Source organism: Paraburkholderia sp. A1RI_3L (assembly GCF_048957895.1).
Classification (GTDB): Bacteria; Pseudomonadota; Gammaproteobacteria; order Burkholderiales; family Burkholderiaceae; genus Paraburkholderia; species Paraburkholderia kururiensis.
Genome location: NZ_JARCHA010000003.1, coordinates 391,096 through 415,501, shown reverse-complemented (window position 1 = coordinate 415,501; position 24,406 = coordinate 391,096). Strand labels below are relative to the sequence as shown.

General features: G+C 65.4%; 16 protein-coding genes. 7 read left to right on the top strand and 9 right to left on the bottom strand.

The window, feature by feature from the left end:
* Nucleotides 1-119 precede the first annotated feature (119 nt).
* The 3 genes from PXJ20_RS11615 to PXJ20_RS11605 form a co-directional block, all read right to left on the bottom strand.
* Nucleotides 120-380, bottom strand: a complete 261-nt coding sequence (locus tag PXJ20_RS11615) for a hypothetical protein (RefSeq protein ID WP_413213662.1) — start codon at nucleotides 378-380, stop codon at nucleotides 120-122.
* Between the two features lie 221 nt (nucleotides 381-601).
* Nucleotides 602-2,014 (bottom strand): lactate utilization protein B, encoded by a 1,413-nt coding sequence (locus PXJ20_RS11610; RefSeq protein WP_277597807.1) that lies wholly within the window; start codon nucleotides 2,012-2,014, stop codon nucleotides 602-604.
* Nucleotides 2,015-2,023: 9 nt separating this feature from the next.
* A complete protein-coding gene (locus PXJ20_RS11605) occupies nucleotides 2,024-2,755 on the bottom strand; it encodes a (Fe-S)-binding protein (protein WP_421030767.1) in 732 nt (243 codons plus the stop codon).
* Nucleotides 2,756-2,965: 210 nt separating this feature from the next.
* On the opposite strand from PXJ20_RS11605, the gene PXJ20_RS11600 reads away from it, so the two are divergent.
* Nucleotides 2,966-3,778: an IclR family transcriptional regulator gene (locus PXJ20_RS11600; RefSeq protein ID WP_017777985.1), complete on the top strand. Its 813-nt coding sequence runs from the start codon at nucleotides 2,966-2,968 to the stop codon at nucleotides 3,776-3,778.
* Nucleotides 3,779-3,923: 145 nt separating this feature from the next.
* Here the strand turns inward: PXJ20_RS11600 and pbpG are convergent, their stop codons facing one another.
* On the bottom strand, nucleotides 3,924-5,090 hold the full coding sequence (gene pbpG / locus PXJ20_RS11595; protein ID WP_017777984.1) for a D-alanyl-D-alanine endopeptidase: 1,167 nt from the start codon (nucleotides 5,088-5,090) through the stop codon (nucleotides 3,924-3,926).
* Between the two features lie 794 nt (nucleotides 5,091-5,884).
* Here pbpG and PXJ20_RS11590 point away from each other — a divergent pair.
* Complete coding sequence (locus tag PXJ20_RS11590; RefSeq protein ID WP_017777983.1) at nucleotides 5,885-6,451, top strand: phasin family protein; 567 nt, start codon at nucleotides 5,885-5,887, stop codon at nucleotides 6,449-6,451.
* A gap of 261 nt (nucleotides 6,452-6,712) precedes the next feature.
* Here the strand turns inward: PXJ20_RS11590 and lpdA are convergent, their stop codons facing one another.
* The 3 genes from lpdA to aceE all read right to left on the bottom strand — a co-directional run bounded on the left by lpdA (nucleotide 6,713) and on the right by aceE (nucleotide 13,212).
* Complete coding sequence (gene lpdA / locus PXJ20_RS11585) at nucleotides 6,713-8,485, bottom strand: dihydrolipoyl dehydrogenase (RefSeq protein WP_421030766.1); 1,773 nt, start codon at nucleotides 8,483-8,485, stop codon at nucleotides 6,713-6,715.
* 249 nt (nucleotides 8,486-8,734) lie between these two features.
* On the bottom strand, nucleotides 8,735-10,417 hold the full coding sequence (gene aceF / locus PXJ20_RS11580) for a dihydrolipoyllysine-residue acetyltransferase (protein WP_413213659.1): 1,683 nt from the start codon (nucleotides 10,415-10,417) through the stop codon (nucleotides 8,735-8,737).
* Between the two features lie 89 nt (nucleotides 10,418-10,506).
* Nucleotides 10,507-13,212, bottom strand: a complete 2,706-nt coding sequence (aceE, locus tag PXJ20_RS11575) for a pyruvate dehydrogenase (acetyl-transferring), homodimeric type (protein ID WP_277597804.1) — start codon at nucleotides 13,210-13,212, stop codon at nucleotides 10,507-10,509.
* A gap of 273 nt (nucleotides 13,213-13,485) precedes the next feature.
* On the opposite strand from aceE, the gene fixL reads away from it, so the two are divergent.
* The 3 genes from fixL (at nucleotide 13,486) to folD (ending at nucleotide 17,905) form a co-directional block, all read left to right on the top strand.
* Nucleotides 13,486-15,999 (top strand): oxygen sensor histidine kinase FixL, encoded by a 2,514-nt coding sequence (fixL, locus tag PXJ20_RS11570; RefSeq protein WP_017777978.1) that lies wholly within the window; start codon nucleotides 13,486-13,488, stop codon nucleotides 15,997-15,999.
* On the top strand, nucleotides 15,996-16,640 hold the full coding sequence (gene fixJ, locus PXJ20_RS11565; RefSeq protein ID WP_017777977.1) for an oxygen response regulator transcription factor FixJ: 645 nt from the start codon (nucleotides 15,996-15,998) through the stop codon (nucleotides 16,638-16,640). The genes fixL and fixJ overlap by 4 nt, the downstream gene beginning before the upstream one ends.
* A gap of 410 nt (nucleotides 16,641-17,050) precedes the next feature.
* Nucleotides 17,051-17,905 carry a bifunctional methylenetetrahydrofolate dehydrogenase/methenyltetrahydrofolate cyclohydrolase FolD gene (folD, locus tag PXJ20_RS11560; protein ID WP_421030765.1) on the top strand — a complete coding sequence of 285 codons (855 nt, stop codon included), beginning with the start codon at nucleotides 17,051-17,053 and terminating at the stop codon, nucleotides 17,903-17,905.
* Between the two features lie 2 nt (nucleotides 17,906-17,907).
* Here folD and PXJ20_RS11555 read toward each other — a convergent pair whose 3' ends face one another.
* Entirely contained in the window at nucleotides 17,908-19,128 is a 1,221-nt protein-coding gene (locus PXJ20_RS11555; RefSeq protein WP_421030764.1) for an acyltransferase family protein, read from the bottom strand.
* A gap of 522 nt (nucleotides 19,129-19,650) precedes the next feature.
* Here PXJ20_RS11555 and PXJ20_RS11550 point away from each other — a divergent pair.
* A complete protein-coding gene (locus PXJ20_RS11550; protein ID WP_421030763.1) occupies nucleotides 19,651-21,753 on the top strand; it encodes a M3 family metallopeptidase in 2,103 nt (700 codons plus the stop codon).
* A gap of 185 nt (nucleotides 21,754-21,938) precedes the next feature.
* On the opposite strand, the gene PXJ20_RS11545 is transcribed toward PXJ20_RS11550, so the two are convergent.
* Nucleotides 21,939-23,243: an amidohydrolase family protein gene (locus PXJ20_RS11545; protein ID WP_421030762.1), complete on the bottom strand. Its 1,305-nt coding sequence runs from the start codon at nucleotides 23,241-23,243 to the stop codon at nucleotides 21,939-21,941.
* A gap of 139 nt (nucleotides 23,244-23,382) precedes the next feature.
* Between PXJ20_RS11545 and PXJ20_RS11540 the strand changes: the two genes are divergently transcribed.
* Nucleotides 23,383-24,333, top strand: a complete 951-nt coding sequence (locus PXJ20_RS11540) for an ATP adenylyltransferase family protein (RefSeq protein ID WP_421030761.1) — start codon at nucleotides 23,383-23,385, stop codon at nucleotides 24,331-24,333.
* Nucleotides 24,334-24,406: the final 73 nt, after the last annotated feature.

Genomic DNA, 24,406 nt, shown 5'->3' with positions numbered 1-24,406 from the left:
AAAAGGCTGAGCGGCGATTATACAAAGGCCCGCTCGATCGCGCCCGCAGCCTCACGCGCCGGACCGGAGCGACCGCGCGCGAGGACAACGGCATGACGAAAGACGAGCAGGCCACGAACTCAGAGTGCCTGCGACGAACCCAGGGCCGCACCCGCCCGTTCGGTCGTCTTCGCAGCCACAGGCGCCTCGCTGTCGACAAGGCCGTACGACACCGTACGCGCGAGTTCGGCGGCGAACTGGTCGTTGCCCGACGGCAGTTGCGAGGCACGCGATTCGGAATCGCGTGGTCCATAGAGGCTAGCCAGACTGGCGGCAGCGACGGCTATGAGCAGCGGCGTAGCGATGGCCAGTGGCCAGTAAAGCGATATTTTCTTTCTCATGATGCGCTCTCTCGACGGGTGGCCCGCGGCACGCACGGGCGGCAGTCGAAATGATAAGAGCGCCGGCAATCGGGAAAAACCCGCCCGAAGTGAACACTCTGTTGTCTCGGGATAAACAGTGCTCGCGAAGCGGCGGAACTCTTTGACAGAACGCACGGCAACGTCCGCGCCACGTTGAGGCACGGGCCGACAGAACCGCAGTTTCGAACCGCCGCTTCGCCCTACCCGACGTGGCTGCGCTGCGCCGCGTAGAGTTCGCGGAAGGTCCGCCCGACAGGCGCCGGCATGTCGCGCGTATTCGTCCATCCGCCGGCTAGCGGCAGGCGCGCGATCGCCCGATTCTTGCCGCCCAGTTTCTCCAGCACACGAACGGCAAGCCGCGTGAAGAGCGAATACGCCTCGGGATGCAACGCGAGCCAGCCCCAGGCAGCAAGCCCCGCCCGCTCGCGCCACGGACGCAGATGCCGCTCCACCTGCTTCTCGCGCAGCTTGCGGAGCAGGTCGGAGAGCGGGATGCCCACCGGACACACGCTGTTGCACTCGCCGCAGAGCGTCGCGGCCTGCGGCAGGTCGAGCGCCTTGTCGAGGCCCACGTAGCTCGGCGTGAGCACCGACCCCATCGGCCCAGGATAGACCCAACCGTAGGCGTGCCCGCCCACCTTCTGGTACACGGGGCAATGGTTCATGCAGGCGCCGCAGCGAATACAGCGCAGCATCTCCTGGAAGTCGCCGCCGATGAGCCCTGTGCGACCGCCGTCCACGAGTACGACGTACATATGCTCGGGGCCGTCCTGGTCGTCCGCGCCACGCGGGCCCGTCAGCACCGAGAAATAGTTCGAGATCGCCTGCCCGGTCGCCGAGCGCGGCAATAGCCGCATTGCAGTGGCGAGATCTTCGAGCGTCGGCAGGATCTTTTCGATGCCGGTCACGGCCACGTGCACGCGCGGCATGACGGTGCACATGCCCTCGTTGCCCTCGTTGGTCACGAGCGCGACCGAACCCGTCTCCGCGATCAGGAAGTTGCCGCCCGTCACGCCCATGTCCGCCGAGAGGAAATGCGGACGCAGCACCTCGCGCGCCTCGCGCGTCATCTGCGGAATCTCGGTCAGGCGAGGCCGCTCGTGGGTCTTCGCGAACAGGTCGGCGATCTCTTCCTTATCCTTGTGCACGACGGGCGCAATGATGTGGCTGGGCGGCTCGTTGTGATTGATCTGAAGGATGTACTCGCCGAGATCGGTCTCGATGGACTGCACGCCCATCTGGCCCAGCACCTCGTTGAGGCGCATTTCCTCCGAGACCATCGACTTCGTCTTGATCACCTTCTTCACGTCGTGCCGGCGGGCGATGTCGGCCACGAGTTGCGCCGCGTCCCGCGTCGTCTCGGCATAGAGGACGGTCACGCCGCGGCGCGCGGCCTCGCGCTCGAAGGTCTCGATCCAGACGTCGAGATTCTCCAGCGCGCGGTTGCGGCGCTCTTTGAGCGCGGCCCGCGTGGCGGGAAAGTCGATATCGGTCATGGCTACGGCACGCGCCGACACGAACTTCGTCGAGAGCTTCGTGAGGTTCTGCTGCAGGCGAACGTCAGCGAGTTTCTGCCCCGCCCGCGCCTTGAACTGCATCGACTGGACTTGCATGCGTGCCCCTTAGTCTTTGCCGGCGTCGCCCGCCAGCACCTGTGCGATGTGCAGCACGCGCGTCGACGTGTCGCCCGTGCGGCGCAGCCGGCCTTCGATGTTCAGCATGCAGCCGAGGTCGCCCAGCACCACGGTGCTTGTGCCGCTCGCGTGCACGTTGGCGCACTTCTCGTCGACGATCGCGGTCGAGATATCGCCGTACTTCACGGCAAACGTGCCGCCAAAGCCGCAGCAGTGCTCGCAGTCTTTCATCTCGACCACTTCGACGCCCTCCTGCGCAAGCAGCGCGCGCGGCTGCGCCTTGACGCCGAGCTCGCGCAGCCCGGAACACGAATCGTGGTAGGTGACGGGCCCCTTGAACGCGCCCGGCTGCAGCTGCACCTTCGCGACGTTGACGAGAAAGTCCGTAAGTTCGAATACGCGGCCGCGCAGCCGCCCGTAACGGCTCATGAGTTCCGGGTCGTCGCGCAGCAGGTCGCCGTAATGCACGCGGATCATGCCGCCGCACGAGCCCGAGGGCACCACGACGTAATCGAACTGCTCGAACTCGCGCAGCATCTTCTCGGCGAGGTCGCGGGCCACGCCGCGTTCGCCGGAATTGTAGGCAGGCTGACCGCAACACGTCTGGGCCGGCGGCACGACCACTTCGTAGCCCGCCTGCTCGAGCAGCTTGATGACCGAAAAACCGATCTCGGGACGCATCAGGTCGATCAGGCAGGTGACGAACAATCCGACTCGCATGGGCGCTCCTCCGAAAAAACGCCCTCGATTATGCGGCTTTTGGCGTCGACGACCAACGTTCGCGCGCGACCTGAAAAACCGCCGGCACATGCCGCGTCGCAGCGGAAAATTCACCCCGAACACCCCGAGCGCCCGGGATACGCCCATTTTTTCACTATACGAGATACAATCGTGGCTTCGTTGTTTGACGCGTCAACCGCCCTGGTTCCAATGAGCGACACCAATCCGGATCCCAAGACTTCGATCCAGGTGATCGAACGCATGATGCGCCTGCTCGATGCACTGGCCGCGCACAGCGACCCTGTGAGCCTGAAAGAGCTAGCGCAGCGCACCGAACTTCACCCCTCCACCGCCCACCGCATTCTCAACGACATGGTGACGTGCCGGCTCGTGGACCGGTCCGATCCGGGCACGTACCGTCTCGGCATGCGGCTGCTCGAACTCGGCAATCTCGTCAAGGCGCGCCTCTCCGTGCGCGATGCTGCGCTGCAACCCATGCGCGAGCTGCATCGTCTCACGGGCCAGACCGTGAACCTGTCCGTGCGCCAGGGCGACGAGATCGTCTACATCGAACGCGCCTATTCCGAGCGCTCCGGCATGCAGGTGGTGCGCGCCATCGGCGGCCGCGCGCCGCTGCACCTCACGTCCGTCGGCAAGCTGTTCCTCGCCGCCGACGAGGCCAGCCGTGTGCGCGCCTATGCCACACGCACGGGCCTCTCGGGCCACACGCAGAACAGCATCACGGACCTCGCCCGGCTCGAACGCGAGCTCATGCACGTGCGCCAGCAGGCATGCGCACGCGACAACGAGGAACTGGAGCTCGGGGTGCGATGCATCGCCGCGGGCATCTACGACGATACGGGCAAGCTGGTGGCCGGCCTGTCGCTCTCGGCACCGGCCGACCGGCTGCAGGACTCGTGGCTCGCCCATCTGAGCCGCACGGCGCTGAGCATTTCGGAAGCGCTCGGCTACCATCCCGAGGCAGCCGAGGCGAGTACGCACGGCAGTTCGCAAGCGGCGTAAGCACCCAAGCTCGTAGAACCTCGACCGCTGCGATATACGTGTGACACGTCTATCGCAGCGGCCATGAAAAAAGCCCGCTTGATGAAGCGGGCTTTTTGTTGCAGCGACCGGCACGGTTATACGCGCCGGCAGGCAGAGACGTCGATCAGGTGCCGGCGCCGCCTGCGTCCGCGCTCGTGATGTGCGGCTGATCGCCGCCATTGTCGAGCCACGTGCGCAAACGCGTGGCGTCGGCGAAGCGCGAATACTTGCCCGACGAATCGAGCAGCACCATGATCATCGGGCGGCCGTGGATGGTCGCCTGCATCACGAGGCACTCGCCTGCTTCGTTGATGAAGCCGGTCTTCTGCAGGCCGATGTCCCACGTCGAATTCGCGCCGCGCACCAGCGCGTTCGTGCTGTTGTAGGCGAGCGAACGACGGCCCGTGTACACCTCATAGCTGCGATCGGTCGAGAACCGGCGGATCAGCGGATACTGGTACGCGGCGTTCACCATCTTGACGAGATCGCGGGCGCTCGAGACGTTGAGGCTCGTCAGGCCCGTCGAGTTCTCGAAGTGCGTATCCGTCATGCCGAGTTGCTTCGCCTTCGCGTTCATCGCGGCGATAAAAGCAGGACGGCCGCCCGGGTAGTAACGCGACAGCGCGGCTGCCGCGCGGTTTTCCGACGCCATCAGCGCAATGTGTAGCATGTCTTCGCGCGAGAGCACCGACCCCACGGCCAGGCGCGAGCCCGTGTTCTTCTCGTAGTCGCGGTCCTCGTCGGTGACTTCGATCTGCTCCGCGAGCGACTCTTTCGAGTCGAGCACGACCATCGCGGTCATCAGCTTCGTGATCGAGGCGATAGGCACGACGGCGGTCGAATTCTTGTCGAAGAGCGGCTCCATCGTGTTCTGGTCCACCACGTACGCGACGCTCGAACGCAGCATGAGCGCGTCGGGCGTTTCGTGGAGGCCGAACGCCTGGCCGGCTGACGGCGTACGCGGTTCGAACGCGACGCGGCGCACGCCGTGATGGCGGCCCATCGTGTACGTGACGCGCCGTTTCTTCGCGACCGGACGAGCGACGTCCGCAGTCGCCGCAGCCGATTTGGCTACGACCTTCGAGGACCGGGCCACGGTCTTATGGCTTGCGCCCGGCTTTTTCGCCGATTTGCCCTGGTGCGATTGGGAAGGAGCGGTGCTCGACGCTGCGAAAGCGTCAGCGGGCACGGCGAAAGCCGCGCCAATGACCACGGAAGCAGCCACCGACAGTGCGGTGCTGAGTGCCGCGCCGTGGATCACTTTTAGCGACGAAAGCAAGTCGGTTTTCATTGGTGTTCTGGAAGGAGCGGCAGGATTTTTCCGCAAGTGTAGTAAAACCACGAAAAATTAGCAATATTAAGCACTTATCAGTGCACCTTAAACCGAATCGTAAGGTCCTATTGATAAGCACAATAAAGACCATCCGATTGATGCAGAAAAGCAATCAATCGCGCAGCGTTCCCCGGCGCGTCCGGCGCCCTCTCACCTTCCGATGAGAGACTTTCCCGGATTAACGGCAGACTCGAGGATGTTCTTGATCAGGGGAAATACGATCGCTCTGGCGAGCGCCGCCTCGTGGCGCCTCGCCTGGCCGCTCGGGACGAGCGTGTCGAAAATGCGGACAGATCTTGTGGCATTCGCCTTTCGACTGTCACGGTCGCGCCACACAGACCGCGCGTTCGACCGTAATTTAACTTTAACGTTCCGCGACCCATTCGGTTTACCTGATGCCCTACGGATATATCCCAGGGGGTCGATGTCGACGTTCGGAATGCTGGTTGCTGCGCACGTCGCCCGCGTTGGCCAGCGGCAGACTATTGCGAATGCACGCGCACCCGACTGGTGCAAGCCGGACTGCCCACCAGCCCGCCGAAGTGACATGCGCCCGGCATAACCAACTGTTTTATCGAGAATTTATCGACGTTGTGCGCCGCACAAAAAGCGCTTGACTTTTGGTGCACGTATCCTAAAATCACGTTCAATGTTGCGACGCACAAATGGAACACGCGACGCAGCGGAGTCCCACCGTCTTGCCACTTATCAACACGGTCTGCGCCAGACAGGCCGTTCCCAGGAGCGAAAACATGAATCTGCTGACCCCCGAGCAAATCGTCGCTGCGCAGAAGGCCAACCTCGAAACCCTCTTCGGCCTGACCGGCAAGGCGTTCGAGGGCATGGAGAAACTCGTCGAGCTGAACCTCCAGGTCGTGAAGTCGACCATCGCGGAAGGCCAGGAAAACGCCCAGCGCGTGCTGTCGGCAAAAGACGCGCAGGAACTGCTCGCACTGCAAGCCAGCCTCACGCAGCCGGTAGCCGAAAAGGTGCTGTCGTACGGCCGTCATCTGTATGAAATCGCCTCGGCCACGCAAGCCGAATTCGCACGTGTCGCCGAAGCGCAGTACGAAGACCAGAACCGCAAGGTCCAATCGCTCGTCGACAACGTCGCCAAGAACGCTCCGGCCGGTTCGGAAACCGCCGTCGCCGTGATCAAGTCGGCCATCACCGCCGCGAACACGACGTACGAAACGGTTCACAAGGCTACCAAGCAGGCTGTCGAGATCGCCGAAAGCAACTTCAACGCCGCTACGGCCGCTGCGTCGAAGGCTGCCGCGCAAGCTTCGCGCTCGGCATCGGCCAAGAAGGCTGTCTAAGGAACAGATGGGAACAGGCGTGTGCGCGCGAGAGCGCGGCGACGCCTGAGCCGCCCAGGCAACGCGGTAAGCGCTGTCGGCCTGCCGGAAGCCCGCTGAAACAGGAACGGCGCACCCTGCAAAGGGTGCGCCGTTTTCATTTGCCTGCGTTCAAGGGGCGTCCGAACTGCGTGGAAAGCCGCGTTCGAACTGGGAACCGCATCCTGGGAAACGCGGGCTCACGGATTAGTGAGCCCGGCCTCGCGCCGGCACCTCACGCGCTTACTTCTTTTTCTGCGGAGGCAGGTCGGTACAGACGCCTTCGTACAGCTCCGCCGCCATGCCGATGGACTCGCCGAGCGTCGGGTGCGGATGGATCGTCCGGCCAATGTCCGTCGCGTCCGCGCCCATCTCGATTGCGAGGCATACCTCGCTGATGAGGTCGCCCGCATTCAGACCGACAATGCCGCCGCCAATCACGCGATGCGTCTCTTCGTCGAAGATCAGCTTGGTGAAACCCTCGTCGCGACCATTGGCGATTGCGCGGCCCGACGCGGCCCACGGGAACACGGCCTTGCCGTACTTGATGCCCTCGGCCTTGCACTGGTCTTCGGTCTTGCCGGCCCACGCCACTTCCGGATCCGTGTAAGCCACCGACGGAATCTGCAGTGCGTCGAAGTACGCTTTCTCGCCGTGCGCCGCTTCCGCCGCGACGTGACCTTCGTGCACGGCCTTGTGCGCGAGCATCGGCTGACCGACGACGTCGCCGATCGCGAAGATGTGCGGCACGTTGGTGCGCATCTGCTTGTCGACTTCGATGAAGCCACGATCGGTCACCGCGACGCCCGCTTTCTCCGCACCGATCTTCTTGCCGTTCGGACTGCGCCCCACCGCCACCAGCACGAGGTCGTAGCGCTGCGGACCGTCCGGCGCCGCCTCGCCCTCGAACGACACGTAGATGCCGTCGGGCTTCGCCTCGGCCTTCGTGGTTTTCGTCTTCAGCATCAGCTTGGCGAAACGCTTGCCGCTGTACTTCTCCCAGACGCGCACGAGATCGCGGTCCGCGCCCATCATCAAGCCGTCGAGCATTTCGACCACATCGATCTGCGCGCCGAGCGTCGAATAGACCGTCGCCATTTCGAGACCGATAATGCCGCCGCCGATCACGAGCATGCGCTGCGGAATCTGCGGCAGTTCAAGCGCGCCCGTGGAGTCGACGATCCGCGGATCGTCGGGCAGAAACGGCAGCTTCACGGCCTGCGAGCCCGCCGCGATGATCGCCTGCTTGAAGCGGACCACTTTCTTGCCGGCCTCGCCCTGCACTTCCAAATGGTTCGGATCGACGAACGTGCCGACGCCGGTCACCACTTCGACCTTGCGCGCCTTCGCCATGCCGGCAAGGCCACCCGTGAGCTTCTTCACGACGCCGGCCTTGAACGCGCGCAGCTTGTCGAGGTCGATCTGCGGCTTGCCGAACGTGATGCCGTGACCGGCCAGCGCTTCGGCTTCGTCCATCACGAGCGCCGTGTGCAGCAGCGCCTTCGAGGGAATGCAGCCCACGTTCAGACACACGCCGCCAAGCGTCGAATAGCGCTCCACCAGCACCGTCCTCATGCCGAGGTCCGCCGCGCGGAACGCGGCCGAATAGCCGCCGGGGCCCGCGCCCAGCACGAGCATGTCGCATTCGATGTCGGCATTGCCGCTGTAGCTGCCTGCCTGCGCAGCGGCAGCGACCTTCGGTGCTGCCGGCGGGGTAGCGGCGGCCGGAGCAGGCGCCGCAGCCGGTGCGGGAGCGGCCGGTGCCGCAGTTGCCGCGGCCCCTGCTTCCACGAGTGCGACCACGGTGCCCTGGGACACCTTATCGCCCGGCTTGATACGCACTTCCTTGACCGTACCCGCGACGTCGCTGGGCACTTCCATGGACGCCTTGTCCGACTCGAGCGTGAGCAACGACTGCTCCTTCTCGATGACGTCACCAGGCTTGATGTTGACTTCGATGACGTCGACATCCTTGAAATCGCCGATATCCGGCACTTTCACTTCGACGAGACTCATTCACGTCCCCTTCTTTTTGCAGATCGTGGTGGCGGTGCGCTGTGCGAAACCGCTTGCGCAACCGCTTGTGCAACCGCTTGTGCAACATACAGCACGAGGTCTGGAGCCGCGGCCGTCATGCCGTTGAACGGCAGGCAATGGGCCCGCGACACAGCGGCAGGCGCATCAGCAAGCCGGGCAACCTGGGGGGACGAGCGGGTCGCGCAACACGACCCGCTCGCCCTGGCCCAACGGCGCCCCGCCGGACGATCAGAGAATCACACGCCGGAAATCGGCCAGGATGGATGCCAGATACGCGTTGAAGCGCGCTGCCTCGGCGCCGTCGATCACGCGGTGGTCGTACGACAGCGAAAGCGGCAGCGTGAGGCGCGGCACGAACTGCTTGCCGTCCCACACCGGCTTCATCGCGCTACGCGAGAGTCCCAGAATGGCGACTTCGGGCGCATTGATGATCGGCGTAAAGTTCGTGCCGCCAATGCCGCCCAGCGACGAGATCGAGAAGCAGCCGCCCTGCATCTGGTCGGGCTTGAGCTTGCCTTCGCGCGCCAGCTTCGAGAGCTCGCTCATTTCCTTCGCGATATCGACGAGGCCCTTCTTGTCCGCGTCGCGGATCACGGGCACGACGAGACCGTTCGGCGTGTCGGCAGCAAAACCGACGTGGTAGTACTGCTTGAAGACGAGGTTGTCGCCGTCGAGGCTCGCATTGAAGGTCGGGAACTTCTTGAGTGCCGCGACGCAGGCCTTGATCACGAACGCGAGCATGGTGAACTTCACGCCCGCCTTCTCGTTTTCCTTGTTCAGCTGGACGCGCAGCGCCTCGAGCTCGGTGATGTCCGCCTCGTCGTTGTTCGTGACGTGCGGAATCATGACCCAGTTGCGGTGCAGGTTCGCGCCGGAAATCTTCTTGATGCGCGAGAGCGGCTTCGGATCGATCGGGCCGAACTTCGCGAAATCGATCTTCGGCCACGGCAGCAGATTCAGCTCGCCGCCGCCTGCCGCTGCCGGCGCACCGGCTGCCGCCGGCGCGCGCTGGCCGGTCATCACACCCTTCACGAAGGCCGTGACGTCTTCCTGGGTGATGCGGCCCTTCGGACCCGTGCCGCGCACCTGCGAGACATCGACGCCCAGTTCGCGCGCGAACTTGCGCACGGACGGCGACGCATGGCTTGCCTGCCGCGCGCCGCCTTCGCCCGCGGGAATCAACGGAGCCTGCGCGAGCGCCGACGGTTGCGCGACCGGCGCGCGTTGCGGCACCTGCGGCGCATCCGAGGGCGCCTCGACCGGCGCCTTCGCCGCAGCCGGCGCAGCTTGCGGAGCCGCGGCCGCGCCTTCGGCTTCGAGCAGCAGGATCAGCGTGCCTTCGGACACCGCATCGCCCACCTTGACCTTGAGTTCCTTGACGACGCCGGCCGCGGGGCTCGGCACGTCCATGGTGGCCTTGTCCGATTCGAGCGTGACGAGCGACTGCTCTTTCTCCACGCGATCGCCCACCTTCACGGCGACCTCGATGACCGGCACGTCCTTGTAGTCGCCGATATCGGGCACCTTCACTTCCTGCACACCGCCCGTTGCGGCCGGTGCAGCGGCAGCAGGTGCGGCGGCCGCCGCTTGAGCGGGAGCCGCCTGAGGCGCCGCTGCTGCGGGCGCCGGCGCTGCGGCGCCGTTCGCCTTCGGCGCGGCGGCCGCGCCATCGCCGCCTTCCAGCACGACGATGAGCGAGCCTTCGGACACGGCATCGCCCACCTTCACCCGCACGTCCTTGACGGTGCCGGAGGCCGGGCTCGGCACGTCCATGGTCGCCTTGTCCGACTCGAGCGTCACGAGCGACTGTTCCTTCTCGACGGTATCGCCCGCCTTCACCAGAATCTCGATTACAGGCACGTCCTTGTAATCGCCGATATCCGGCACCTTTACTTCAATCGATTGACTCATTGTTGGTGTCTCCTGGGCCGCGCGCGCCGCTGGGCCGCGAACCGGTCGCGGGAAGCGGCGCGCGTCGTGGCACGCGGGGGGTGATGGCTTTAGACGGTCATCGGGTTGGGTTTGGCGGGATCGAGCGCGTACTTCGCGATGGCCTCGGCGACCAGCTTGCGATCGATCGTGCCTTCGTCGGCCAGCGCGTTGAGCGCTGCGACCGTGACCCAGTAGCGGTCCACCTCGAAGAAGTGGCGCAGCTTTTCGCGAGTGTCCGAACGGCCAAAGCCGTCGGTGCCGAGCACCACGTAGCGGCGCGGCACGAGCCCGCGAATCTGGTCGGCGAGCGCACGCACGTAGTCGGTCGAAGCAATCACCGGACCCTGCGTGTCCTTGAGCAGCTTCTCGACGTGCGAGACGCGGCGCGGCTCGGTGGGATGCAGCAGGTTCCAGCGCTCGATGTCGTGACCTTCGCGGGCCAGTTCCGTGAAGCTCGGCACGCTCCAGAGGTCGGCGGCAACGCCCCAGTCGTTCTTGAGCAGGTCAGCCGCGGCGATCACTTCATTGAAGATGGTGCCCGCACCCATCAGCTGCACGCGCGGCGCCTTGCTGTCGGCTTCGGCCTTGCGGAACGCGTACATGCCCTTGACGATGTCCGCTGCCACGTCCTGCAGGCTCGCGCTCTGCGGAATGGCCGGGTGCTCGTAGTTCTCGTTCATCACCGTGACGTAGTAGTACACGTCCTGCTGCTCCTGCACCATGCGGCGCAGGCCGTCCTGGATGATGACGGCAAGCTCGTAGCCGAAGGTCGGGTCGTAGCTCACACAGTTCGGCACCGATGCCGCCCACAGCAGCGAGTGCCCGTCTTCGTGCTGCAGTCCTTCGCCGTTGAGCGTCGTGCGGCCCGCGGTGCCGCCCAGCAGGAAGCCGCGCGAACGCATGTCGCCGGCCGCCCAAGCGAGGTCGCCGATACGCTGGAAGCCGAACATCGAATAGAAGATGTAGAACGGCACCATGATCTCGCCGTGCGTCGAGTACGACGTCGCGGCAGCGATCCAGTCGGCCATGCCGCCGGCTTCGTTGATGCCTTCCTGGAGGATCTGACCGGTTTCCGATTCCTTGTAGAACATCAGCTGGTCGGAATCTTCCGGCACGTACTTCTGGCCGTCCTGGTTCCAGATGCCGATCTGGCGGAAGAGCCCTTCCATGCCGAACGTGCGCGACTCGTCCGGCACGATGGGCACCACGCGCTTGCCGAGCGCCTTGTCCTTCAGAAGGATGTTGAGAATCCGCACGAACGCCATCGTCGTGGAGATTTCGCGACCTTCGCCCGTGCCCTTCAAGAGCGGCTCGAACGCTTCGAGCGCCGGCACCGGCAGCGACTCGGCCTTCTCGCGGCGCGCGGGCAGATAGCCGCCCAGCGTCTGGCGGTGCGAGCGCATGTACTCGAGTTCCTTCGAGCCCTCCTCGAACGTGAGGTACGGCACGTCGACGATCTGTTCGTCGCTGATCGGCAGGCGGAACTGGTCGCGGAACTTCTTGAGCTGGTCCACCTGCATCTTCTTCTGCTGGTGGGTGATGTTCATGGCCTGGCCGGCCTCACCCATGCCGTAGCCCTTGATGGTCTTGGCCAGGATCACGGTCGGCTGGCCCTTCGTCTGGGTCGCCTCGTGAAACGCCGCGTAGATCTTGTGCGGATCGTGGCCGCCGCGGTTCAGATTCCAGATGTCGTCGTCGGACCAGTCGGCGACCAGCGCCTTCAGCTCCGGCGTGTTGAAAAAGTGCTCGCGCACGTAGGCGCCGGACTCGGATTTGTAGGTCTGGTATTCGCCGTCCACGACTTCCATCATGCGGCGCATCAGCGCGCCGCTCTTGTCACGCGCGAAGAGCGCGTCCCAGCGGCTGCCCCAGATCACCTTGATCACGTTCCAGCCCGCGCCGCGGAACTCGCTTTCGAGTTCCTGGATGATCTTGCCGTTACCGCGCACCGGGCCGTCGAGGCGCTGCAGGTTGCAGTTGATCACGAACACGAGGTTGTCGAGGCGTTCGCGGCCGGCCATGCCGATCGCGCCGAGCGATTCCGGCTCGTCCGTCTCGCCGTCGCCGAGGAACGCCCAGACCTTGCGGCCTTCGGTCTTCGCGATGCCGCGCGCCTGCAGGTACTTCATGAAGCGGGCCTGGTAGATCGCCATGATCGGGCCCAGACCCATCGACACGGTCGGGAACTGCCAGAAGTCCGGCATCAGCCACGGGTGCGGGTACGACGAGATGCCCTCGCCGCCCACTTCCTGGCGGAAATTGTCGAGCTGCTTTTCGGTGAGACGGCCAAGCAGGAACGCGCGCGAGTAGACGCCCGGCGACGAGTGGCCCTGCACGAACACCAGGTCGCCGCCGTGCTCGGCGGAGGGTGCGTGCCAGAAATGGTTGAAGCCGACGTCATAGAGCGTAGCCGCCGAGGCAAACGACGCGATGTGGCCGCCCACGTTGGTGTGTTTGCCGGCGCGCAGCACCATGGCAATGGCGTTCCAGCGGGTGTACGAGCGGATGCGGTGTTCGATGTCCTGGTCGCCGGGGTTCTTGGCCTGGCGCGCGACCGGAATCGTGTTGATGTACGGGGTGTTGGCCGAGAACGGCAGGTGTTCGCCGTGCACGCGGGCGAATTCGATCTGCTTCTCGATCAGGTAGTGGGCGCGGTCGGGGCCGACCGCGGAGATCACGCCATCGAGCGCGTCGAGCCACTCTGCGGTTTCCTGGGGATCGTCGTCCTTGTCGGCGGCAACATATTTGAGGACTTCGTCGGGTACAGCGGACATGCTCGTCTCCTGAATGTAACGGTCGCTGATGAGTGGACGACGCGGGCGCAAGCCCCGCCGCGCAGCTTCGGGCGATTGTAATGACTGCGTTCGGGCCCGCGCAACAAAAATTTTGGATCGCGAGATCGTTTCTCACAATGCGGAAAATTGCTGCAGCGCACGCCAGATTTGCCGGTCTGACGCCGTTACGTCGGCCAGTCTGCGCCGAATTGCCCTTGATTTGCTGCTTTTTTCACGTCATTTAGGTGACATACGCTGAGCTACAATCCTGCCATGTTGACCGATCGGCTTTTCGCACGCTCGGCGCGGCCGCCCGGCAACCGGAGCGAGCCTTCGCCGACCCGCTGGCACCACGGACCGTGGTGGTCCAATTCCTATCTGCTCACGCCGCTCCTGTCGATCCTCGTGTTTCTGATCGTCATGAGCCTCATTTTGTGGAGCCTCAACCGCCGGGAGCAGCAACAGCAGGAAGACACGCTGTATCGCAACGTCGCCTGGGCGCAGCAGCAGATCCGCCTCTCGATGACAGGCGCCCAGGAGCAGCTCCAGGCGCTTGCCCGCGACCTCGCCGCGGGCCATGCCGATCCGCATTCGTTTCAGGTGTCGACCACGGACATCATGCAGGGGCATCCCGAGATCCTCTACATGAACTGGTACACGAGCGCGCAGACGCCGCGCTGGCCCGACACGGCGCTGCCCGTACTCGGCCAGCGGCTCGCGCGCCCCAACGACAACCAGATGGACGAGGCCGTGAAGGCAGCCTTCGGCGAAGCGCGCAGCACGCGCCGCCAGGTGTACTCGCCGCTCATCTACGACGACCTCGGCAACGGCTACATCACACTACAGACCCCGGTGTATCGCGACCGCGACTTCCTCGGCTCGATTGCCGCGGTGTTCTCGATCGAAGGCATCCTGAAGCACGACATCCCGCCCGAGCTTTCGGCGAAGTACAAGATCTCGATCATCGACGTCAACAACCGCGAGCTCGCCACCACCTCCACGCGCCCGCGGCTGCCGCGCGACCAGTTCTACGACCTGCCGCTCGATCCGCCGGGCCAGGGCGTCTCAGTGCGGGTGTACGCGTACCCGCAGATGACCAACTTCACCAACAACACGCTGGTGTGGCTGGTGGCGGGTCTGTCGTGCTTCGTGCTGTGGAGCCTCTGGAGTCTCTGGAAGCACACGCGCCAGCGCTTCGAGGCGCAGCAGGCGCTCTACGCCGAGGCGTTCTTCCGCCGCGCGATGGAAAACTCGGTGCTGATCGGCATGCGCGTGCTCGACATGCACGGCCGCATCACGCACGTGAACCCCGCGTTCTGCCGCATGACGGGCTGGGACGAAAGCGACCTCGTCGGCAAGACGGCGCCGTTTCCGTACTGGCCGCGCGACGCGTATCCGGAAATGCAGCGCCAGCTCGACATGACGCTGCGCGGCAAGGCGCCGAGCTCGGGCTTCGAGCTGCGCGTGCGCCGCAAGGACGGCTCGCTCTTTCACGCGCGGCTCTACGTGTCGCCGCTCATCGACAGTTCGGGCCGGCAGACCGGCTGGATGTCGTCGATGACGGACATCACCGAGCCCAAACGCGCCCGCGAAGAACTGGCCGCCGCGCACGAGCGCTTCACCACGGTGCTGGAGAGCCTCGACGCCGCCGTTTCGGTGCTGGCCGCCGACGAAGCCGAACTCCTGTTCGCCAACCGCTACTACCGGCACCTCTTCGGCATCCGTCCGGACGGGCACCTGGAGCTTGCGGGCGGCGGCTTCGACAGCGCGCAGGCGTCCTCCGACTCGATCGACATGGTGGACACCTACGCCGGCCTGCCCGCGGCGGCGCTCACGGAAAGCACGGCGGACGCGCAGGAAGTCTACGTGCAGAGCATCCAGAAGTGGTTCGAGGTGCGGCGCCAGTACATCCAGTGGGTGGACGGCCATCTCGCGCAGATGCAGATCGCCACCGACATCACCACGCGCAAGCAGGCCCAGGAACTCGCGCGGCAGCAGGACGAAAAACTCCAGTTCACGAGCCGTCTGATGACGATGGGCGAAATGGCGTCGTCGCTCGCGCACGAACTCAACCAGCCGCTCGCGGCGATCAACAACTATTGCTCCGGAACCGTCGCGCTGGTTAAATCTGGGCGCACTACTCCTGACAATCTGTTGCCCGTGCTCGAAAAGACCGCCCAGCAGGCTGTGCGCGCCGGCATGATCATCAAGCGCATCCGCGAATTCGTGAAGCGCAGCGAACCGAAACGCCAGGCCACCCGCGTCTCGGACATCGTCGCCGACGCCGTGGGCCTCGCCGAAATCGAAGCGCGCAAACGGCGCATCCGCATCGTCACGGACATCCGCTCGCGCATGCCGGTCATCTACGTCGACCCGGTGCTGATCGAACAGGTGCTCGTCAACCTGCTCAAGAACGCTGCCGAGGCCATGGCCGAGGCACGCCCGAACGCCGTGGACCCGGTGATCCGCGTGGTCGTCAGGCTCGACGGCGGCTTTGTCTGTATCAGCGTAGTCGACCAGGGCCCGGGCGTGGACGAAGCCACGGCGGAGCGGCTCTTCGAACCGTTCTACAGCACGAAGTCCGACGGCATGGGCATGGGCCTCAACATCTGCCGCTCGATCATCGAATCCCATCGCGGGCGCCTCTGGGTCGTGAACAACGTCGAAAGCGACGGTCACGTCACGGGCGCCACATTCCACTGCAGTCTGCCTATAGGCGAACCTGACGGCCCGAGTCACGGCGGGTCCGAAGTGCCGACACCCCAAACCGTTACGGGAGAGCTATGAACAGCCCAGTCACCACCCAGGAAACCGTGTTTGTCGTCGACGACGACGAGGCCGTAAGAGACTCGCTGCGCTGGCTCCTGGAAGCGAACGGATACCGCGTGCAGTGCTTCGTCTCGGCCGAACAGTTTCTGGAGGCCTACCAGCCGGCCCACCAGGCGGGACAGATCGCGTGCCTGATTCTGGACGTGCGGATGTCGGGCATGAGCGGGCTCGAACTTCAGGAGCGCCTGATCGCCGAAAACGCCTCGCTGCCCATCATCTTCGTGACGGGCCACGGCGACGTGCCGATGGCCGTGTCCACCATGAAGAAGGGCGCGATGGACTTCATCGAGAAGCCGTTCGACGAAGCCGAACTGCGCAAGCTCGTGGAGCGCATGCTGGAAAAGGCGCGCAGCGAAAGCTCGAGCGTGCAGCAACAGCGCGCGGCCGCCGAGCGGCTCGGCAAGCTCACGGCGCGCGAGCATCAGGTGCTCGAGCGCATCATCGCGGGCCGGCTCAACAAGCAGATTGCCGACGATCTGGGCATCAGCATCAAGACGGTGGAAGCGCACCGCGCCAACATCATGGAAAAGCTCAACGTGAACACGGTGGCCGACCTGCTGCGTCTCGCGTTGTCGAACAAGCCGCAGCAGGCGCAGTAAGCGCAGGCGCGACCGCCGAAGTCCCGCATGCCGGTCCACCGGGCGTCTCATGGAGCGCTGCACCGGACGGCATGCCGGGCTATCGTCCCCGGTGCCAGTTCGGGCGCAATGCCAGTTCGGGCGCAATGTGTGGTTTTCGCTCCGCTCGCTTCATCTCTCCGCTCCCTTCATCCCTCCGCCCGCCTTTGAACTTCGCGAGGCCCGTTGCCTTTCCCCGGCAGGAACGCCAGGCGGCAAAGGTATAATTCCCGACTTCACAGCGGCACGCCGCGCAGCAGCACAAAAAGGCACATGCTGTCCCTGAACCGACAGGTTCATGGCCATGCGCGCCAAACGTGTCCCGTCCGCGCCGCCGCAAGGTAGCGTTCACACGCGCCGCCCGCATTCCGAACTGCCCCTCTCGACCGACCATGACAGCCACCCTGATCGACGGACTCGCCCTTTCCAAGACGCTGCGCGCCGACGTAGCCCAACGCGCCGCCGCGCTCACCGCCGGCGGCCATCAGCCTGGCCTCGCGGTCATACTCGTGGGCGACAATCCGGCGAGCGAAGTCTATGTACGCAACAAGGTGAAGGCCTGCGAAGACAACGGCCTCTTCTCGTCCTACGACCGCTATCCCGCCACGTTCAGCGAAGCGGAACTGCTCGCGCGCATCGACGAACTCAATCGCGACCCGAAGGTCCACGGCATTCTCGTGCAGCTGCCGCTGCCCGCGCACATCGACAGCCACAAGGTGATCGAGGCAATCGCGCCGGAAAAGGACGTCGACGGCTTTCACGTCGCGAACGCCGGTGCACTGATGACGGGCAAGCCGCTCTTTCGTCCGTGCACGCCGTATGGCGTGATGAAGATGTTCGAGGCTTACGGCATTGCGCTCGCGGGCGCGAACGCCGTCGTGATCGGCCGCTCGAACATCGTCGGCAAGCCGATGGCGCTGCTGCTGCTCGAAGCCGGCGCCACGGTCACCATCTGCCACAGCAAGACCCGCGATCTGGCTGCGCACACGCGCGAGGCCGACGTGGTGGTCGCTGCCGTCGGCAAGCGCAACATTCTCACCGCCGACATGGTGAAGCCGGGCGCCACGGTGATCGACGTAGGCATGAACCGCGACGACGCCGGCAAGCTGTGCGGCGACGTTGATTTCGCGGGCGTGAAGGAAGTGGCGGGCCATATCACGCCGGTGCCGGGCGGCGTGGGGCCGATGACGATCACGATGCTGCTCGTCAACACGATCGAAGCGGCCGAGCGGGCTGCCGCGGGTTGACCTCAGCGCGCCGGCGCATCTCCCACCATTCCCGGGGCGGCGTCGTCGGGTAACTCGCCCGCTTCGCCCCACGCGGTCAGATCTTCAGCCTCGCCTTCGCCGGTCATCGATTCCAGCACGGCGCGGCGTCGCACGGCGCGCTCCGTGCGCGCCCGCACCCACCTGAGCGCCGGACGCTCCACGCCGTGCCACGAGAGCGCCGCGCACGCCAGAATGAACGGCGCGGCGATCAGCACGGCCGTCAGATGATCGAGATGCGGCGCGAGATTGGCCACGCACTGCTGCACCACGAACCCGTAGATGTAGATGCCGTACGAGTAGTCGTTGCGCGGCACGAGGCGGCGCAACATGGGCGTGGTCGCCATCCAGAGCACGCCGTAGACGAAGGCGAGATAGAACAGCGGCTGCGCGGCCTCCGAATGATGCTGCGCGAGGTAGAGCGCCACGAGCCCCAGCGCGACCCGTCCGTCGAGCCGCACCGCGGCACGCCACGCGTAGAGCAGCATGCCGAACATGAAGAACAGCTCCGGCCAGAACGAATAGCCACCCGCCTTCACCGAAAAGTCGCGCATGCCGATGTGAAACGGATGAACGTGGATGCGCAGCACGAACCCCAGCAGTCCGATTGCCAACGCCACCAGCGTGCCGCGCCGTGAAGTCAGCAAGCCGAGCGTGCCTGTCACCAGAACGATCAGATAACAGCGCACCTCGATGGGCAGCGTCCAGAGCGGCGCGCAGATGTCGTGCGCGAAGCGGTTGTGTTCGAACACGCCGGGCAGCACCCAGCCCTCCTTCAGCACGATGGTCCTGAAATTGTCGAGGTTGATCCACGTCGCGCGCGAACCGAAGTAGGTGGACAACGGCAGTGTCGTGAAGAGCGGGCCGAGCACCAGCACGACCACCAGCGAACCCACGGCCACCGCCGGCCAGATTCGCGCCACGCGCAGCGCGACGAAGCGCACGACCGAGCGCTGCCGCACGAAGCTCGCGGTCACGAGCATGCCGCTCATCAGGAAAAACGCATAGACGCCGAGCGCGCCGAACGAGTCGAAGCCAAGTGTGGCGGTGGCCGGGTCAGTCGCGCTGTCGCCCGGCTGCATCAGAAACGAATGGCAGTACACCACCGCGACGGCGGCCAAGAGGCGCACGAGATCGAAATTGTTGCCGCGGCGCAGTGTGCCGGGCGGGGTCCCGCGTGCAAGGGCATGCGAAAGCAAGGTCATGGCGGCAGCATCCGTAGGCGGGCGGCGTCGGCGATAGTGGAAATGCGAACAGGCGCAGCGAAAGCGCGGATCGATTGGCGATCCCTCGGGGTCACGCGAAGAGTCACGCGAAGGATCACGCGAAGGGTCACGCGAATAAGCGGGCAGCGCCTTCGCAGCCGACACCGCGGCGAGCCTGCATGATGGGCCGCGTCCCGGCGAAAAACTGTTCGCTCACCCACGATCCGATACCGATTGCCGCACGGCGTGACGGGCGCCCTTCGCCCGCCTCTTGCCGGTTCCGTGCCCTGGCTCAAGCTGCGCGGGCGCCTCGCCCGAGCATGGCCCGGCAACTTCTGCTACCGTGCACAGAGCCCGGCGAGCGGGTTGGAAAGACCGCGCCGCGCCCCAATAATGTCGGTATCCGGACGCGCAGGGCGGACCGAAACACGCCGCCGCGGCTTCGGGCGAGCCGCACGCGAGCCCGCGCCCGTGATCCCTTTGCCCAGACACCGCAACCCACCGCGACAGACAGGAAGCACCATGTCCACTACCTCATCGACACAAAAGAATCCGCTTCTCGACTTCTCCGATCTGCCGCGCTTCGGCGACATCCGCCCCGAGCACGTCACGCCCGCGCTCGACGTGCTGCTCGCCAACGCGAACGCCGCCGTGGAGCGCGCGAGCCTGCCGGCCACGCCCGCATCGTGGGTCGACGTGGTGGAGCCGGTGGAGCGCGCCACCGAACCGCTGTCGCGCGCCTGGGGCGTGATCGGCCACCTCAATGCCGTGGCCGACACGCCCGAGCTGCGCGCCGTCTACGGCGAAAACCTGCCGCGCGTGACCGAGTTCTGGTCGAGCGTCGGGCAAAATCTCGCGCTCTACGAGAAGTACAAGGCCCTTGCCGCAAGCGGCGATTTCGCGCTGCTTTCCGGCGAGCGCCGCAAGATTCTGGACAACGCGCTGCGCGACTTCCGCCTGTCCGGCGCAGAACTGCCCGAAGACCAGAAGCCGCGTTTCGCCGAACTGCAGGAACGCCAGGCCGCGCTTTCGAAGGCTTTTTCGGACCACGTGCTCGATTCCACCAACGCTTACGCGTACATCGCGACCGAGGAATCGCAGCTTGCCGGCCTGCCTGAAGACGCGGTCGCCGCCGCCCGCGAAGCCGCCGAAAAGGAAGGCAAGAGCGGCTGGAAATTCACGCTGCACTTTCCTTCGTACTTCCCGGTCATGCAATACGCCGAGAACCGCGCGATGCGCGAGACGATGTATCGCGCCTACGTGACACGCGCCTCGGAACTCGGGCCCGTGTACGGCGGCGGCAAGCCCGAATGGGACAACACGGAGAACATCGCCGAACAACTGGCCCTGCGTGCCGAAGAAGCGAAGATGCTCGGTTACCGCAACTTCGCCGAGGTGTCGCTCGCGCCGAAGATGGCGGACTCGCCCGAGCAGGTCATGAGCTTCCTCGAAGACCTCGCGAAGCGCGCGCGTCCGCACGCCGAACGCGACTGGAAGGAACTGCGCGAGTTCGCCGCCACCGAGCTGGGTCTCACGGCGCTCGAACCCTGGGACGTCGCGTTCGCCGGCGAGCGTCTGCGCCAGAAGCGCTATTCGTTCTCGGAAAACGAGGTCAAGCAGTACTTTCCGGAAGACGTCGTGCTCAAGGGTCTCTTCAAGGTCACCGAAACGCTCTTCGGCGTGAAGATTCGCCGCGACGAAGCCGCCGTCTGGCATCCGGACGTGCGCTTTTTCCGCGTCGAGAACCCGGACGGCACGCTCGTCGCGCAGTTCTATCTCGACCTCTACGCGCGCGAAGGCAAGCGCGGCGGCGCATGGATGGACGACGCGCGCACCCGCCGTCGCCGCGGCCACAACGACGTGCAGACGCCTGTCGCGTACCTCACCTGCAACTTCTCGGCGCCGGTGGGTGGCAGGCCCGCGTGCTTCACGCACGACGAAGTCATCACGCTCTTCCACGAATTCGGCCACGGGCTGCATCACATGCTCACGCGCGTGGACGAGCTGGGCGTGTCAGGCATCAACGGCGTGGAGTGGGATGCGGTCGAGCTGCCGTCGCAATTCATGGAGAACTTCTGCTGGGAGTGGGACGTGCTCTCCGACATGACGCAGCACGTCGATACCGCCGCGCCGCTGCCGCGTGAGCTGTTCGACAAGATGCTCGCAGCGAAGAACTTCCAGAGCGGGCTCGGCACACTGCGGCAGATCGTGTTCTCCATGTTCGACATGGCGCTGCACGTCGACTTCGACGCGGCCGGCGCGAAGAGCGCCAACGACCTCGCCCGCGAGATCAACGAGCGCTTCCACGTCATCGCGCAGGCGCCCTTCTCGCGCTGGCCCAACACGTTCAGCCACATCTTCGCGGGCGGCTACGCGGCGGGCTACTACAGCTACAAGTGGGCCGAAGTGCTGTCGGCGGATGCGTACGCCGCCTTCGAGGAAGCCGCCCAGAGCGCAAGCGGCAGCGTGCTCGACGCGGCCACGGGCACGCGCTATCGCCGCGAGATTCTGGAAGTGGGCGGCAGTCGGCCGGCGATGGAATCGTTCAAGGCGTTCCGCGGCCGGGAGCCGACCATCGACGCCCTGCTGCGCCACAACGGCATGACGGAGACGCTGTCGCACTGAGGTCTGCGGGTCTCAGCCGCGGCGCTTTGCGACTGAGGCAGACAGGCAGGTAAGCAAAAAAGCGCGCAACGGGTACCTTCCGCCGCGCGCTTTGTTTTGTGTGTGCCTTGTGTGTGCCTTGTGTGTGCCTCGTAGGTGCCTCGTAGGTGCCTTGCGTGAGCCCGGTGAGGCGATCGAAAGCAGCCTCAGCGATGCAGCCGGAAATCGATCTCGTGCGGCCGTCCTTCGAGAGAAAGCGCCGCGCGCGCAGCGGGCATGCGGCTCACCACCTTGCCGCGCCTGACCACGGCGAGCCGCGTCGCACGCAGACGGATCGCTTCGACAGGATCGCGCGCGTCGAGCACCACGCAGTTCGCCTCACAGCCCGGCGCAATGCCATACCCTTCGAGCCCCAGGATGCGCGCCGGATTCACGGTGACCATGTCGAACGCCGCGCGCATGGCGTCCAGGCCCGTCATCTGCGCGACGTGCAGGCCCATGTGTGCCACTTCGAGCATGTCGCCGGAGCCGAGGCTGTACCACGGGTCCATCACGCAGTCGTGGCCGAATGCCACCTCGATGCCCGCTGCGGCAAGTTCCGGCACGCGCGTCATGCCGCGCCGCTTCGGGTAGGTGTCGGAGCGCCCCTGCAGCGTGATGTTGATGAGCGGATTCGCGATGGCGGCCACGCCCGCCTCGCGCATGAGCGGCAGCAGTTTGCTCACGTAGTAGTTGTCCATGGAATGCATCGACGTGAGATGCGAGCCCGCCACGCGGCCATGCAGACCCAGGCGGTGCGTCTGCGCCGCGAGCGTTTCGATGTGACGCGAGAGCGGATCGTCGGACTCGTCGCAATGCATGTCCACGCGCAGGCCCTGCTCCGCCGCAAACTCGCACAAGAGCCGCACCGACTCCGCGCCGTCGGCCATCGTGCGCTCGAAATGCGGAATGCCGCCTACCACGTCCACCCCCATCGCGATGGCGCGCTTGAGATTGTCGAACGCGCCGGGACTGCGCAAGAGACCGTCCTGCGGAAAGGCCACGAGTTGCAGGTCCAGATACGGCGCCACGCGCCGCTTCACTTCGAGCAACGCCTCGACGGCGAGCAACCGGCTGTCGCAGACGTCCACGTGGCTGCGAATAGCCAGCAGCCCACGCGCCACGGCCCAGTCGCAGTATTCGAGCGCGCGTTCGACGAGCGCTTCCTGCGTCAGTTGAGGCTTCAACTCTCCCCACAGCGCGATGCCCTCCAGCAGCGTACCGGACGCGTTCACGCGCGGCAGGCCGTACGAGAGCGTGGCATCCATGTGGAAATGCGCGTCCACGAACGGCGGGCTCACGAGCGAACCCGCGGCGTCGATCTCTTCGCGCGCCGTGGCGGCAAGCCGCGGCTCCACGGCGGCAATGCGACTGCCCTCGATACCGATATCGACGGTCCCGGCTTCGCCGTGGGCGTTCTGCGGCGACGCGAACATGCCGGGCAACACGGCGCGGCGGATGATGAGGTCCATGAGCGGCTCCTGAGTGTCCGTCGATTCTATCGGCGACAGAAAGTGTGCGGGAAGTCCGGCATGTCGATGTGACGGCGTGACTAAGTCGGCACGTGGGCGCTTTCCGACCGACATCCACGTTGTACTAACATGCATCGCCATGGACACACTCGAACTGCAACCCGGCACGCTCTGGCCGGCTCTGCTGCGGCAAACGGAGCACGCGCTGCGATGCGAGGCGCTGCGCCCCATCGAGACCACCGAGACTTCGATTGAAGATCACGGCGTGCGCTTCGTCGTGCGTCAGGTGTCGAGCCTCGCGCTCAAGGCGCGCGCTCGCGAGGCGCAAGTTTCAGTGCGCACAGCAGCGCACACGCCTTGCAACCCCTTCCTGCCCTACGATCCCGATCTCTTCGTCGCGAGCGTTTCGCCCACGCACGTCGCGCTGCTCAACAAGTTCAACGTCATCGATCACCATCTGCTGATCGTGACGCGCGCCTTCGAACGCCAGGAAGCATGGCTCGACCTCGCCGACTTCACGGCGCTCGCGGCCTGCATGGCGGAGTTCGACGGGCTCGGCTTCTATAACGGTGGCCCTGCCGCGGGCGCAAGTCAGCCGCACAAGCATCTGCAGATGGTGCCGCTCGCGCCTGATGGCGGCCCAGGCGGCAGCGTGCCGATGGAAGCGGCCTGGCGCGACGTGCCGCCCGCCTGCGGGGTACCGCAATCGGTGCCGGCACTGCCGTTTCGCCACGCGTTCTGCCGGCTCGACCTGCCCGCCGACAATGCATTTCGCGACGAAGCCGCGCGCAGGCTCGAAAGCGCCTATCGCGCGCTGCTGGCGGCGGCAGGCATGAGCGGCATCGAGACGACGGGAGAGCAGTTGCAATCGGGGCCGTACAACCTGCTCGTCACACGCCGCTGGATGCTGGTCGTGCCGCGCGCCGCGGAATGCGTGGAGGGCATGTCGGTCAACGCGCTGGGCTTCGCGGGATCGCTGTTCGTGCGCGACGCGCAGCAGTTGGATGTGGTGAAAAGATGGGGGCCGATGAAGCTGCTGGAGCGCGTGACGCTGCCAGGGGCGACGATATTGCCGGCAGCGCCTGGCTGATGGTTGATGGCTGATAACCGATAAGCGCCCACGGTTCGCGACCCGCACGGATTCCGCGAGGACGCAACTCGAT